This window comes from Stutzerimonas stutzeri (assembly GCF_002890895.1).
Classification (GTDB): Bacteria; Pseudomonadota; Gammaproteobacteria; order Pseudomonadales; family Pseudomonadaceae; genus Stutzerimonas; species Stutzerimonas stutzeri_AB.
The window spans coordinates 337,554-351,967 of the sequence record NZ_POUL01000002.1 but is presented as its reverse complement, the minus strand read 5'-3'; the positions used below and the strand labels follow the sequence as shown (position 1 = coordinate 351,967).

General features: G+C 61.6%; 9 protein-coding genes. 4 read left to right on the top strand and 5 right to left on the bottom strand.

The window, feature by feature from the left end; all coding sequences use genetic code 11:
- Window positions 1-36 precede the first annotated feature (36 nt).
- On the top strand, window positions 37-3,141 hold the full coding sequence (locus tag CXK96_RS04490; RefSeq protein ID WP_102835293.1) for an efflux RND transporter permease subunit: 3,105 nt from the start codon (window positions 37-39) through the stop codon (window positions 3,139-3,141).
- Window positions 3,138-4,613 carry an efflux transporter outer membrane subunit gene (locus tag CXK96_RS04485; protein WP_102835292.1) on the top strand — a complete coding sequence of 492 codons (1,476 nt, stop codon included), beginning with the start codon at window positions 3,138-3,140 and terminating at the stop codon, window positions 4,611-4,613. Before CXK96_RS04490 ends, CXK96_RS04485 begins: the two co-directional genes overlap by 4 nt.
- A 148-nt stretch (window positions 4,614-4,761) precedes the next feature.
- Here the strand turns inward: CXK96_RS04485 and CXK96_RS04480 are convergent, their stop codons facing one another.
- From CXK96_RS04480 to mexE, 4 genes are all read right to left on the bottom strand, one after another.
- Window positions 4,762-5,754 carry a TRAP transporter substrate-binding protein gene (locus CXK96_RS04480; RefSeq protein WP_102835505.1) on the bottom strand — a complete coding sequence of 331 codons (993 nt, stop codon included), beginning with the start codon at window positions 5,752-5,754 and terminating at the stop codon, window positions 4,762-4,764.
- A gap of 216 nt (window positions 5,755-5,970) precedes the next feature.
- Window positions 5,971-7,374: an efflux transporter outer membrane subunit gene (locus CXK96_RS04475; RefSeq protein WP_102835291.1), complete on the bottom strand. Its 1,404-nt coding sequence runs from the start codon at window positions 7,372-7,374 to the stop codon at window positions 5,971-5,973.
- Window positions 7,371-10,541, bottom strand: coding sequence for an efflux RND transporter permease subunit (locus CXK96_RS04470; protein WP_102835290.1), 3,171 nt, complete (start codon window positions 10,539-10,541; stop codon window positions 7,371-7,373). The genes CXK96_RS04475 and CXK96_RS04470 overlap by 4 nt, the downstream gene beginning before the upstream one ends.
- Before the next feature lie 98 nt (window positions 10,542-10,639).
- Window positions 10,640-11,869: a multidrug efflux RND transporter periplasmic adaptor subunit MexE gene (mexE, locus tag CXK96_RS04465; RefSeq protein WP_102835289.1), complete on the bottom strand. Its 1,230-nt coding sequence runs from the start codon at window positions 11,867-11,869 to the stop codon at window positions 10,640-10,642.
- Between mexE and CXK96_RS20720 the strand changes: the two genes are divergently transcribed.
- Window positions 11,868-12,044, top strand: a complete 177-nt coding sequence (locus tag CXK96_RS20720) for a hypothetical protein (RefSeq protein ID WP_180981489.1) — start codon at window positions 11,868-11,870, stop codon at window positions 12,042-12,044. The genes mexE and CXK96_RS20720 overlap by 2 nt on opposite strands.
- A gap of 121 nt (window positions 12,045-12,165) precedes the next feature.
- On the opposite strand, the gene CXK96_RS04460 is transcribed toward CXK96_RS20720, so the two are convergent.
- Window positions 12,166-13,083, bottom strand: coding sequence for a LysR family transcriptional regulator (locus tag CXK96_RS04460; RefSeq protein ID WP_102835288.1), 918 nt, complete (start codon window positions 13,081-13,083; stop codon window positions 12,166-12,168).
- A gap of 267 nt (window positions 13,084-13,350) precedes the next feature.
- On the opposite strand from CXK96_RS04460, the gene CXK96_RS04455 reads away from it, so the two are divergent.
- The gene (locus CXK96_RS04455) at window positions 13,351-14,367 is read left to right on the top strand and encodes a zinc-dependent alcohol dehydrogenase family protein (protein WP_102835287.1); all 1,017 of its coding nucleotides are present in this window, start codon (window positions 13,351-13,353) and stop codon (window positions 14,365-14,367) included.
- Window positions 14,368-14,414 lie beyond the last annotated feature (47 nt).

Below are 14,414 nucleotides of genomic sequence, written 5' to 3'. Positions count from 1 at the left end.
AGAGCAGACTTCCTCAGTTTGCGGCGACCCGCAGCGATGAACATCTCGGCCCCCTTCATCGCGCGCCCGGTCGCGACCATGTTGCTGAGCCTGGCGATCCTGCTGCTGGGCAGCGTCAGCTTTGGTCTCTTACCGGTCTCGCCACTGCCAAACATGGATTTCCCGGTGATCACCGTGCAGGCAAGTCTGCCCGGTGCCAGCCCCGAAATCATGGCTTCGAGTGTGGCGACGCCGCTGGAGCGCTCCCTCGGAAGCATCGCAGGCGTCAGCCAGATGAGCAGTCGTAGCAGCCAGGGGCAGACCCGCATCGTCATCCAGTTCGACCTGGAGCGGGAGATCAACGGTGCCGCGCGAGATGTGCAGGCGGCGATCAATGCCTCGCGCAATCTGCTGCCCAGCGGGATGCGCAGCATGCCGAGCTACCGCAAAATCAACCCAGCCCAGGCACCGATCATGGTGTTGTCGCTGACGTCCGACGTGCTCGACAAGGGGCAGCTTTACGACATCGGCTCGACCATTCTGGCGCAGAAGCTATCGCAGGTCCCTGGGGTGGGCGAGGTGCAGGTGGGAGGGAGTTCGCTGCCTGCCGTCCGGGTCGAGCTGCAACCACAGCAACTGGAACAGTACGGCGTTTCACTCGATGAGGTCCGCCAGACCATCGCCAGCGCGAATGTCCGGCGACCCAAGGGGATGGTCGAAGACGACGACCGCCATTGGCAGGTGCAGGCCAGTGACCAGCTGCATGAAGCCGCAGATTACCTGCCGCTGATCATTCGCTATCAGGACGGCGCAGCACTTCGCCTGAGCGATGTCGCGAAGGTCAGGGACGGCGTGGAAGATCGATACAACGACGGCTTCTTCAACAACGACCGCGCCGTGCTGCTGGTCATAAACCGCCAGGCCGGCGCCAACATCATCGAAACCATCGAGGGAATTCGTAACGAGCTGCCAGCCCTGCAGGCGATCGTGCCGGGCAGTGTCAACATGGCCGTCGCAATGGATCGCTCACCGGTGATCCGCGCCACCCTGCATGAGGCCGAGCGGACCTTGCTGATTGCTGTCGGACTGGTGATCGTTCTTGTGTTCCTGTTCCTCGGCAAAGTGCGGACCGCGTTGATCCCGGCGCTGGCGGTGCCGGTATCGCTGGTTGGCACCTTTGCCGTGATGTACCTGTTTGGCTTCTCGCTTAATGTGCTATCGCTGATGGCCTTGATCCTCGCCGCCGGGCTGGTGGTCGATGACGCCATCGTGGTCCTGGAAAACATTGCACGACATATCGACCAGGGTGTGCCGCCGATGCGCGCCGCCTATATCGGCACCCGTGAGGTTGGCTTCACCTTGCTGTCGATGAACCTGTCGCTGGTGGTGGTGTTCGTCTCGATTCTGTTCATGGGCGGCCTTGTCGAACGGCTTTTTCGAGAGTTTTCCATCACCCTGGCGGCCGCCATTCTGGTGTCGTTGCTGGTCTCGCTGACCCTGACACCCATGCTTTGCGCACGTTGGCTCAAACCCCACCAACCTGAGCATGACGGGCGCCTGCATCGCTGGAGTCACAATGCCCACCAATGGCTGTTAGGCCATTACGACAGGTCTCTCGGCTGGGCGCTGCGCCATCATCGGATCACCCTGATTACGTTGCTGGCGACCATCGGACTCAATGTTTTTCTGTACATCGAAGTTCCGAAAACCTTTCTGCCGCAGCAGGACACAGGCCAGCTGACCGGCTTTATTCGCGGCGACGACGGCTTGTCGTTTCAGGTCATGCAGCCAAAGATGGAAACCTACCGCAAGGCAGTACTGGCCGACCCAGCCGTGGAAAGCGTGGCGGGCTTTATCGGCGGGCAGGGCGGTATCAACAATGCGTTCATGATCGTCCGGCTAAAGCCATTGGATGAGCGCAAGATCTCTGCGCAGAAAGTGATCGAGCGTATTCGCAAGAACCAGCCAAAAGTGCCGGGTGGTCGGATGTTCCTAATGGCCGATCAGGATCTGCAATTTGGTGGCGGTCGGCAGAGCAGTTCAGCGTATTCCTACACCCTGTTGGCCAGCGATCTGGCTGATTTACGCACCTGGGTGCCGCAAGTGACCCAGGCGCTCAAGGCTTTGCCGGAGCTCACCAGTATCGACGCCAACGAAGGCGAGGGCGCCCAGCAGATCAGCCTGAAGATCGACCGTGACGCGGCCAAGCGGCTTGGCATCGACATGAGCACGGTGACGACCTTGCTCAACAACGCCTTCAGCCAACGGCAGATATCCACCATTTACGAGTCGCTCAACCAGTACCGGGTTGTCATGGAAATCGACCCGAGCTATGCCCAGCACCCTGAAGTGTTGGAGCAGATCCAGGTGATCACCAGCGACGGCCGACGCGTGCCGCTCTCGGCCTTTGCCCGTTACGAGCGGAGTCTTGAGGAGGACCGGGTCAGCCATGATGGGCAATTCGCTGCCGAGAGTATCGATTTCGATCTGGCGCCCGATGTCAGCCTGGATCAAGCGACGCGAGCAATCGAGCGTACAGTGGCGGCGATAGGGCTGCCGAGCGAAGTCCAGGGGCGCCTGGGAGGCACGGGTGATGTCTTCAAGGCGGCTCAAGAAAGCCAGCCGTTCATGATTCTTGGAGCGTTGCTGCTCGTCTATATCGTGCTCGGCGTGCTGTACGAGAGTTATATCCACCCGCTGACGATCCTTTCCACGCTGCCTTCTGCCGGGGTCGGCGCGTTGCTGGCAATTATCCTGACGGGCGAGCAGTTCAGTCTGATTTCGCTGCTTGGGCTGTTCCTGCTGATCGGTGTGGTGAAGAAGAACGCGATCTTGATGATCGATCTGGCGCTGCAGTTCGAACGTAACGATCACCTGCTGCCGGATGAGTCGATTCGTCGGGCCTGCCTGTTGCGTTTTCGGCCGATCCTGATGACCACCATGGCGGCGATCCTCGGTGCGTTGCCATTGCTCATGGGCGGCGCCGAGGGTGCGGAAATGCGCCAGCCGCTGGGCCTGACGATTATCGGTGGCCTGATCCTCAGCCAGGTCCTTACGCTCTACACCACGCCGGTGGTCTACCTGTATCTGGACCGCGCGCGGCATCGATTCAACAGCTGGCGCGGTGTCCGCACCGACGCCGCCCTGGAAAATCCGCTATGAGTCAGTTGTTTTCGAAATACGCCCTACGCCCGCTGGCCCTTGCCGGCATGGCTTTCTCCCTAGGAGCTTGCACCTTGGGCCCTGACTACCAGCGCCCAGCGCTGCCAATGGCTGCTGAATTCAAGCAGGCCGAAGGTTGGAAGGTTGCCAACCCGGCAGATGTGCTGGAGCGCGGTGATTGGTGGCGGCTATACGGTGATGTGGCATTGGATGCCTTGGTTGGGCGCCTCAATGTCTCCAACCAGAGTCTGGCGGCTGCTGAAGCGCAGTACCGCCAGGCGCGCGCACTGGTTATGGGGGCACGATCACAGCTGTTTCCTTCGGTAGGCAGCAGCGCTGGCGCAACACGTGCCGGGCAGGGCAGTTCGACCTCATCTACCGCATTGACTGGCAGCAGTTTCAGCGGCATCAGCGAGAGTTATAGCGTGGGGCTTGATGCGGCCTGGGAATTGGATATATGGGGTCGCCTGCGGCGCAATCTGGAAGCCAACCGAGCCAATATGCAGGCCACCGCAGCGGACGTGGCCGCTGTCCGCTTGAGCCTGCAGTCCGAGCTCGTCCAGACCTACCTTCGATTGCGCGTGATGGATGAACAGCAGCGTTTGCTGAATCAGACGGTCGAAGCCTTTGCTCGCTCGTTGAGGTTGACGGAAAACCAGTATCGCGCAGGCATCGTGCCGAAGTCCGATGTCACCCAGGCACTGACCCAACTCCTGAGTACCGAGGCTCAGGCCATCGACTTGCAGTGGCAGCGAGCTCAGATGGAGCACGCTATTGCGGTGCTGGTCGGGGTGCCGCCGGCAGAGCTGAACATCGCTGAGCGCGACGAGATTCCGGAGTTGCCGCTGTTGCCGCTGGCGCTGCCTTCGCAATTGCTTGAGCGTCGCCCGGACATCGCATCGGCCGAACGTCAGGTAATCGCGGCCAATGCACAGATCGGGGTGGCCGAAGCGGCCTGGTATCCGGACCTGACGCTGAGCGCGAGCGGTGGCTATCGAAACAGCAGTTTTACTGACCTGATCAGTCTCCCCAACCGCTTCTGGTCGCTCGGTCCGCAGCTGGCAGTCACATTGCTTGATTTTGGTGGCCGTCGCGCTGACCTCGAAGCTGCCGAAGCCAACTATGACCTGACAGTGGCCAACTATCGCCAGACGGTGCTCGACAGCTTCCGTGAGGTCGAGGACAACCTGGTGCAACTGCGTGTTCTCGCGGCTGAGGCCGTGGTGCAGCGACAAGCGCTGGAGGCCGCGCAGGAATCGCTGCGCCTGATCCAGAACCAGTACCGCGCGGGCACCGTGGACTTCCTCAGCGTTGCCACCGTGCAAACCAGTGCGCTGAACAACGAGCGGACCTATCTGACGCTGCTGGGTGATCAGCTCGCCGCCAGCGTTCAACTGATCGCGGCGCTAGGCGGCGGATGGGAAGAAGCGCAGCTGGATTTCGAGCCCGTACTGGAGGCGTCAGAGCGCTGACCAACGAACGCGTGAGTGCAAACCGCCTTCCGGCGAGCAGGCTGCACGCTGAGAGGTTAGTAGAAGGCTAAAGAACTTAGGGACTCGCCGAGCGGCGTTGGCAAACCGCGGCGTTGCTGCCGCGGCTGGGAGGAAAGGCGGGAAGTAATCAGTTGCGCTGCTTGCGATTGACCGTTTGCGCCGCCTTGATGATGTCAGCGCCAATCACCGGTTCGAATTCTTGCCACACCGGTCGCATGGCTTCGCGCCAGGCTTCGCGTTGTTCAGGCGTCAGTTCGATGATCTCCGATGTGCCCGCTTTGCGGATCCGCTCACGGTCGGCCTGGTTGGCTTCTTCCGCGGCACGGTTCACCTCGAAGGTGACCTCGTCGATGATGCCTTCCAGCTCGGTACGCAGCTGATGCGGTATGCCAAACCAGAACCGCGTATTGCTCACCAGCATGTAGTCGAGCACGCCATGATTGGATTCGGTGATGTAGGGCTGCACGGTGTGCATCTTCTTGCTGTAGATGTTCGACCAGGGATTTTCTGCCCCTTGGACGGTGCCGTTCTGCAACGAGGTGTAGACCTCGGCAAACGGAATCTTCTTGGTGGCTGCGCCTACCTGGGAGAATTGCGATTCCAGAACGGCTGAGGGTTGGATACGGAACGCCAGCCCCATGGCATCGCTCGGCTGCAACAGCGCCTTCGTTGCCGATAGCTGCTTCATTCCGTTGTGCCAGTAAGCAAGGCCAGTGATGTTTTCCTTTTCCATCGAGCGCAGCAATTGGCGGCCCTTGGCGCGCTTCTGGAACCGGTTGACGGCCTCCAGGTCGTCGAACAGGAAAGGCAGGTCGAACACTTGCACCTGCTTGGTGTACTTCTCGAACTTCGCTAACGACGGCGCCAGCAGCTGCACCTCGTCGTTGGCCAATGCCTCAAGCTCGTTGGCATCACCGAACAGTGTCGAGTTGGGATAAACCTCGACGGTCACCTGGCCGGGTAGACGCTCTTCAACCAGTTTCTTGAACAGCAGGGCACCCTTGCCTTTCGGGGTGTCTTCAGCGACGACGTGCGAGAACTTGATGACGATCGGCTCAGCTTCGACCGCGGTTGCGGTCAACGCCAGCACCAGGCCAGCGAGGGTGATGATCGGCTTGATCATGAAAAGGCTCTTTATTTTTGGTGGGTTGGCATGACATCCGGGAGACGGATGTGATTGAGCTTCAATGAAGCGTTATGCCAAATAAGCCGCACCGTAAAAAGGGCTTTCTCACAGAATTCATAATTGAGCGAGCGGGAGTTGCAACAGATCACACTTTGGCCGCTGAGAGCGACTGCTCTGCGCCGCCATTCAGCGGCGCAGAGCGGCTTCCCGTCAGTTGCTGGCGAGCTGCCAACCGCCGCCAAGTGCCTTGTAGAGGCCCACGACGCCGCGATAGACCTCGACTTCGGCCTGCGCCTGCGCATCCTCCGCAGCCAGGCGCTCGCGCTCGGCATCCAGTAGCACCAGAAAGTCCACCGTGCCTTCCCGGTAGCGGATTGCCGCTTGCTCCGCTGCCGCGCGACTGGCGCCCGACTGACGCAGCAGTGCGAGCAGTCGCTCCTGGGAGCGCGAATAGTCACTGAACGCGTTTTCCGACTCCTCCAGCGCCAGCAGGACCTGCTGCTCATAATTGGCCAACGCACCCTCGGCGTCTGCTTCTGCACCGCGCAGCCTGGCTCGAACGCTGCCCATGTCGAACGCAGCCCAGGTGATGCTCGGCGCTACACCCCAAGCCTGCGCCGCGCTTGAACCGATCTGCGAACCGCGTCCGGCGATGAAACCCAGAAAACCGCTCAGGCTTACCCGCGGAAACAGATCAGCTGTCGCTACGCCCACGTTGGCGGTTGCCGCTGCCAGCTGTCGTTCGGCCGCGAGAATGTCCGGTCGGCGACGTAGCAGCTCGGTGGGGTCACCAATCGGCAGAGCCTTGGCAATGGCAGGCAGCTCGCGCGGCGTCAGGTCGACGCTGAGTTTGTCGGCGCGCTGGCCGAGCAGGGTCGCGATGCGATTGGTTGCCCGGGTCTGCTGTGCCTGCAGTTGCGGCAAGCTAGCCTGGGTCGCTGCTAGCCGAGCGTCGGCGCGCAGCACATCGAGCTCGTTACCCACGCCCGCGTCGCGCAACTGCTCAGTCAGACGATGTGAGTTGCGCTGGTTCTCAAGGTTTTCCCGGGCGATGCGTTCACGCAGTTGCGCCCCGCGCAACTGGCCATAGGCATCGACCAGTTCGGCAATCAGGCTGACCTGTAGTTGATAAAGCTCGGCTTCCGCGGCTTCGCTCTGTGCCTCGCTGGCTTCGATGCGCCGCTGAACTCGGCCGAACAGGTCGAGTTCCCAGGCCATGTCCAGCCCAAGATCGTAGCGCTCGATGCTGCTGCGCTCCTCGCCGAATCCCGGCTGCTGAGCCTCGCCATACTCGGCACCGGCCCCTGCGGTTACGGTAGGGAAGCGATCATTGGTCACGTCATCGCGAATGGAACGAGCGGCGCGGAGCCGGGCGAATGCGATGCGCAGTTCGCGGTTCTCGGACAATGCTTCACCCACCAGAGCATCCAGCGTCGGGTCATCGAACTGGCGCCACCAGGCCGCCTGAAAACGCGACTGATCGAAGCCAGTCGCCGCAGCCCTTTCGATATGCGCCGGAGCGACGTCCGGCGCGCGGTAATCCGGCCCCACCGCGCAGGCGCTCAACGCAAGAGCGACCGCGAGCAGAAGCGGTGTGCTAATGACAGCCTTCATGCGTGCGCCTCCTTCAGTACCGCTTTTTTCTCCGCGCGCCGTTCGACGAAGGCGCGAATGACCAGGTAGAACACCGGCGTCAGCAACAGCCCGAAGAAGGTCACGCCGAGCATGCCGCTGAACACTGCAACACCCATGGCATGCCGCATCTCAGCGCCTGCTCCCGAAGAGAGTACCAACGGCACCACACCCATGATGAACGCGAAGCTGGTCATCAGGATCGGGCGCAGCCGCAGGCGGCAGGCCTCGAGCACAGCGGATAGGCGATCCATGCCTTCTTCCTGTTTGTCCTTGGCGAACTCGACGATCAGGATCGCGTTTTTGCACGCCAGGCCGACGAGCACGATCAGGCCAATCTGGGTAAACACGTTATTGTCGCCGCCCGACAAGATCACCCCGGTGATGGCCGAGAGCAGTGTCATCGGTACGATTAGGATCACCGCCAATGGCAAGCTCCAGCTCTCGTACTGCGCCGCCAATACCAGGAAGGCCAGCAGCACGCAGAGCGGGAAGACGAACATTGCAGTGTTCCCCGCCAGGATCTGCTGATAGGTCAGCTCGGTCCATTCGAAGCTCATGCCATTCGGTAGCTCAGCTTGCAGCAGCCGCTCCATCGCAGCTTCGGCCTGACCGGAGCTGTAGCCGGGGGCGGCTGCGCCGTTTATTTCAGCGGTCAGGAAGCCGTTGTAGTGCATCACCCGATCCGGGCCGGAACTGTCGCTGACCTTGACGAAGGTCGACAGCGGGACCATCTCGCCACGGTTGTTGCGCACCTTCAGCTGGCCGATCTGATCGGGCGTCAGGCGAAACTTCTGCTCGGCCTGGACGTTGACCTGATAGGTGCGACCAAAACGGTTGAAGTCGTTGGCATACAGCGAGCCGAGATAGACCTGCATGGTGTCGAAGATCTGATCGATAGCCACGCCATGGGTCTTGGCTTTCTCCCGGTCGATGTCGGCATCGATCTGCGGCACGTTGACCTGATAGCTGGTAAACAGCCCGGCTAGCTCGGGATAGTCCGCGCTCTTGGCGATGACGTTCTGCACCTGCTTGTACAGCTCTTCGTAGCCAAGATTGCCGCGGTCCTGCACCTGCACGCGGAAGCCGCCGATGGTGCCCAACCCTTGTACCGGTGGTGGCGGGAAGATCGCGATAAAGGCGTCCTGAATTTGCGCGAACTGACCGTTCAGATCAGCCGCGATGGCGTTGGCGGACAGCGAGGGATCACTGCGCTCATCAAAGGGCTTGAGCGGGGTGAAGACGATGCCGCTGTTCGGGCTGTTGGTGAATCCGTTGATCGACAGGCCTGGGAAGGCCACGGTGTTCTCGACACCGGGATGCTCGGCAGCGATCTGTGACATGCGTTTGATGACGTCTTCCGTGCGATCCAGCGTGGCGGCATCCGGCAGTTGCGCAAAGGCCACCAGGTACTGCTTGTCCTGCGGCGGCACGAAGCCGGTCGGTGTGCTGGCGAAGCCCATATAGCCGAGTCCGACCAGGCCGAGATAAACCACCAGGGCAATGCCGCTGCCACGCAGAATGCGTTTAACCGCACCGACGTAGCCGTGGCTGGCGCGTTCGAATACCCGGTTGAAGGGGGCGAACAGCCAGCCGCCGAACAGCTTGTCCAGCAGGCGTGAGAAGCCGTCTTTAGGCGCGTCATGGCTACGCAGCAACGCGGCCGCCAACGCTGGCGACAGGGTCAGGGAGTTGAAGGCCGAGATCACCGTGGAGATCGCAATGGTCAGGGCAAACTGTTGATAGAACTGCCCGGTAAGGCCCGAGATGAAGGCAGTCGGGATGAACACCGCGCAGAGCACCAGCGCCGTGGCGATGATCGGCCCAGTCACTTCCTTCATCGCCTGCTTGGTGGCTTCCACCGGCGACTTGCCGAGGCCGATGTTCCGCTCGACGTTCTCCACCACCACGATGGCGTCATCCACCACGATGCCGATTGCCAGCACCAGGCCGAACAGTGACAGCGCATTGAGCGAGAAACCCAGCATGTGCATCACGGCAAAGGTGCCGATGAGTGATACCGGTACGGCGGCCAGCGGGATGATCGACGCGCGCCAGGTCTGCAAGAACAGAATCACCACCAGCACCACAAGCACAATCGCTTCAAGCAGGGTATGCACCACCGCCTCGATGGAACCGCGAACAAAGATGGTTGGGTCGTAGACGATTTCGTAGTCCACGCCTTCAGGGAAGTCCTTCTTCAGCTCGGCCATGCGGGCACGCACTGAGTCGGAGATTTCGATTGCGTTCGAGCCAGGGCGCTGGAAAACCGGGATGGCCACGGCGGGCTGGTTGTTGAGCAAGGAACGCAGTGCGTATTGGCTGGAACCCAGTTCGATACGCGCGACGTCCCGCAGTCGAGTGATCGAACCGTCTTCGCCGGCGCGAATGATGATGTTCTCGAACTCTTCCTCGCTGACCAGCCGGCCCTGTGTGTTGATCGACAGCTGGAAGTCCGTCGCGCCCGGCGCGGGTGGCGCACCCAGCGAACCCGCAGCGACCTGACGGTTCTGCTCGCGGATCGCGTTAACCACGTCGGTTGCGGTGAGGTTGCGCGAGGCGACCTTGTTCGGATCGAGCCAGACGCGCAGCGAATAATCACCCATGCCGAACAGCTGCACATCGCCAATCCCGTCCAGCCGCGCCAGCTCATCTTTTACGTTGAGCGCCGCGTAGTTGGAGAGATAGAGCATGTCGTAGCGCTCGTCTGGCGAGGTCAGGTGCACCACCATCGTCAGGTCCGGTGAGGCTTTGTCCACCGTCACGCCAAGGCGCTGCACCTCGGTCGGCAACGTCGGTTGGGTACGCGTGACGCGGTTTTGCACCTGCACCTGGGCGTTATCCAGATCGGTCCCCAGGGCGAAAGTGATGGTCAGGGTCAGCTTGCCGTCAGCGGTTGCCTGGGACGACATGTAGAGCATGCCCTCGACACCGGTGATGGCCTGTTCGAGGGGGGACGCGACGGTTTCGCCGATCACTTTCGGGTTGGCGCCCGGGAAGCTGGCGCGCACCACCACAGTGGGCGGCACGACTTCGGGATATTCGCTAATCGGCAGCTGGAACAGCGATATGGCGCCACCGATCAGGATGATCAGTGATAGCACCGCGGCAAAGATCGGCCGCTGGATAAAGAACTGGGAGAAATTCATGACGCACTCCGGGGGAGAGGGCACGCGCGACGTGCCCTGACGGAATCGGTTTTGTTTGAGTTGGCGCCTTGGCGCCGGTCAGTGGGACGTGCTGAACGTCAACTGCTCGGCCCTCGCGCCAGGGTCCGGTCGACCACCTGCGGGTTCATCGCTGCCGATATGGCACGGCTCTGTTCTTTCAGCGCGGCGAGGGTGTCCGCATCTGCCATCGGTACGTCCTCTGGCTGTACGGCATTACCGGGTCGCACGCGCTGCAGGCCGTTCACGACGATGGTTTCACCTTCCTCCAGACCGCTACGCACGATGCGCAGGCCCTCCAGCTTCGGACCAAGCTCGATGGCGCGATAGTTGACGGTGTCGTCCTCCCCGAGGACCAGGACGAACTTCTTCCCAAGATCGGTTCCGACCGCGACATCCTTGATCAGGACGGCGTCGTAGGTGGCGCTACCGACCAGCTTCAGGCGGGCGTAGAGACCGGGAGTGAAGCGCCCGTCACGGTTATCGAACACGGCGCGTCCGCGAATGGTGCCGGTGCGTGGGTCGACCTGATTGTCGATGAAGTCCATGTGACCCAGATGAGGGTGGCCTTCCTCGTTGGAGAGCCCGAGGTACACCGGTGTCTCCTCGCCACGCTCACCGTCACGGGCGAGTTCGCGGTATTTCAGGTAGGTGCGTTCGTCCGCCTCGAAGTAGGCATAGACCTTGTCGGTCGACACCAGCGTTGTCAGCAAGGCTTCGCCAGCATTGACCAGGTTGCCCGCTGTAATCAGCGCACGACCTACGCGGCCATCGATGGGGGCGGTGACGCGGGTGAACCCGAGATCCAGCTTGGCTGCGTCGAGCTGAGCCTGGATGGCGGCGACGGCGGACTTCGCTTCGCTGGCGGCGCTGGCTCGCGCGTCAGCCAGTTCGGCGGAAATGGCATTGTTGGCGCGCAGTCGCTCACCGCGCTCGGCTTCGCTTGCGGTCCGGCGCTCAGTGGCGCGAGCCTGTTGCAACTCGGCCTGCAGGCGTTTGACCTGCGCTTCGAACGGGCGCGGGTCGATCTGAAACAGCAGATCGCCTTTCTTCACCAGCGAGCCTTCTTCGAACGCGACCTTGTCGATGAAGCCCGACACGCGAGGACGAATATCGACCGATTCGGGCGCTTCCAGGCGGCCGGTGAGCTCGTCCCATTCGGTCACCTGCTGTTCGATGACCTCGGCAACACTGACGGCGGGGGCCGGCATGGCCGCTTCGGTGGCTTCAGGGGCTTTACCGCATGCGCCTACAAGGGCGGCAGCAACCGCAACCAATGGGTAACGCAAGGCTTTGAGTGAACGATCCATGCTTGACTCCGCAACTCGGGTTTTTATCGATGGCGGGAGTGTGGGGGCTGGCCTTTACAAGCAGAAATCGAACGAGGCGAATGTAAATATCATCCGCGATGATGTTGCAGCATTTGTCATTGATGGCGCCGACAGCAAAACCGCGGCTGAGCTTCAGACCACCCAGCGACACTAAGCACTAGCCGCACGGGCACACAAGGAGCAGTGGAGAGGAAAGGGGCGATCGGTTGCAGCTACAGGGGGAATCGGCGCCCGAGCGGCAACCGATGCTAAACCTTATCGCGATCTGGGTTGGTTCAGAGACTGTCCGGATCGCCTACGAACATCTGGATGCGCGAGCGCAGCCAACGCTCGGCCGGGTCGTTGTCCTGAGCGCCGCGCCAGGCCATGGACAGCTCGAAGTCCTGGCTGGTCTCGAATGGCAGCGGCTCGGCCCGCACGCCACCGTTGGCGGCAAGCGCTGCGGCGGCATAGTCCGGCATGGTCGCGACCAGGTCGGTTCCGGCCAGCAGGCTCGCCAACCCGTTGAACTGTGGCACCGCCAGCACGACCTTTCGCTTGCAGCCGTGCAGCGCCAGCTCGTCATCGATATAGCCGTTCAGGTCGCCAGCAAAGGAAACCATGGCGTGCGGGCGCGAGCAGTAGTCTTCCATCGTCATACGGCCAGGGATGCTGTCGGCACGCAGCAACATGGGTTTCGGTCTGCGCAATACCTTGCGCTTGGCGTTGGCTGGCAGCTCCTCGGTGTAGCAGACCCCCACCGAGATCTCGCCCGAGGCAAGCAGGCCAGGCATCAACAGGTAATTGGCACGACGCACCACCAGCACCACACCCGGCGCTTCGGCACGGACGCGCCTGAGCAACTGCGGCAGCAGGGCAAATTCCACCTCATCGGTCAGGCCGATGCGAAACACCAGTTCGCTGGTGGCCGGGTTGAAGTCAGAGGCGCGGCTGACGGCCGTGGAGATCGAATCCAGCGCTGGCGACAGCAACCCGGCGATCTCTTGCGCGCGTGCAGTGGGCTCCATGCTGCGCCCGGTGCGCACGAACAGCGGGTCGTCAAACAACGTACGCAGGCGTGCCAGGGCGGCACTGATGGCGGGCTGCCCAAGAAACAGCTTTTCAGCGGCGCGAGTCACGCTGCGCTCATGCATCAGCGTTTCGAAGACGATAAGCAGGTTCAGATCCACGCGGCGAAGGTCGTTGCGGTTCATGCCATTCACTTCAAGCTGTGGTCAGACAAAGGCGCGGCTGACCTTCTGGAGGGTTGCGGTTGCATTCTAGACAGATCGGAGTGACGCCGGCATGTCCATTTCAGCTTTGGAATTACACAAACCTGCAGTCTGTGGCGCAGGTTTACATACAGCTCATCATCATTCCCACGCATGGCGACTATCGAGCGGAATGCAGGGATCGGCGCTGGAGTTGTTCCGGCGGTGCAGATAGAGTCACTGACACAGTAGTAATCGAGGGGTCTTTCAATGTCCCGCATCATCCGTTTCCACCAGTTCGGGCCAGCCGAAGTGCTGCGTTATGAGCAGCGCGACGTGCCAAAGCCTGGCCCGGGCGAGGTGCTTGTCGACGTGAAAGCGATCGGCATCAGCTGGAACGACGTACTTTGGCGGCAGGACTTGGCTCCGCGTCACGCCAAGCTCCCGGCAGGGCTGGGCAGCGAGATCGCCGGCGAGGTGTTGGCGGTAGGTGATGATGTAGATGGTTTCGCGGTGGGTGATCGTGTTGCCAGCTTCCCTGCGCACGATCTCAACCAGTACCCGCTCTATGGCGAGCAGGTTCTGCTGCCGCAAACCTCGCTGGTGCACTATCCGGAGATGCTCAGCGCAGCTGAGGCCAGCGTCCATTACACGCCGGCGCTGGTGTCTTATTTCGCTCTGATCGAACTGGCTCAGCTCGAGCCTGGACAATACGTGTTGGTCACCCAGGCGCGGCATTGCACCGGGCCTTCTGCGGTGCAGCTGGCGAAAGCACTTGGCGGACGTGTGATCGCTACCTGCGAGACGGCCGAGGATCGCGACTTCCTGCGTGAGCTGGGTGCCGAGACGGTCATCGTTACCGAAGAGGAAGATCTGGTCGGGCGGCTGCAGAAGATCACCGGTGGGGCTGGCGTGGAAGTCGTACTCGACGGTTGCGGCGGCTCGCAGATGAAGCTGCTGGGCGACGTGATCGCACCGCGCGGCAAGTTGATCCTTTACGGGCTCAACGGCGGCAACGAGACAGCGTTTCCGGCTTGTGCGGCGTTCAAGAAGAACTTCAAGTTCTTCCTGCATTGCCTGTGCGATTTCACTGGCCAGCCCGAACTGGGCATCGAGCAGAACCGCGACGCGGTCGAGCGTGCCTTGCTGCACATCAACCAGCTCACGGCCGATCGTCTGGTCACTCCGCAGGTCGACAAGGTATTTACCTTCGACGAGGTGGTGGCCGCGCACGAGTATGTTGAGAGTGGTGCTCCGCGTGGGCGGGTCGCACTGCGCGTCGACTGATTGACCGAGGCCCCTGTTCAGGGGCCTCTCATCGCTTCACAGAAACT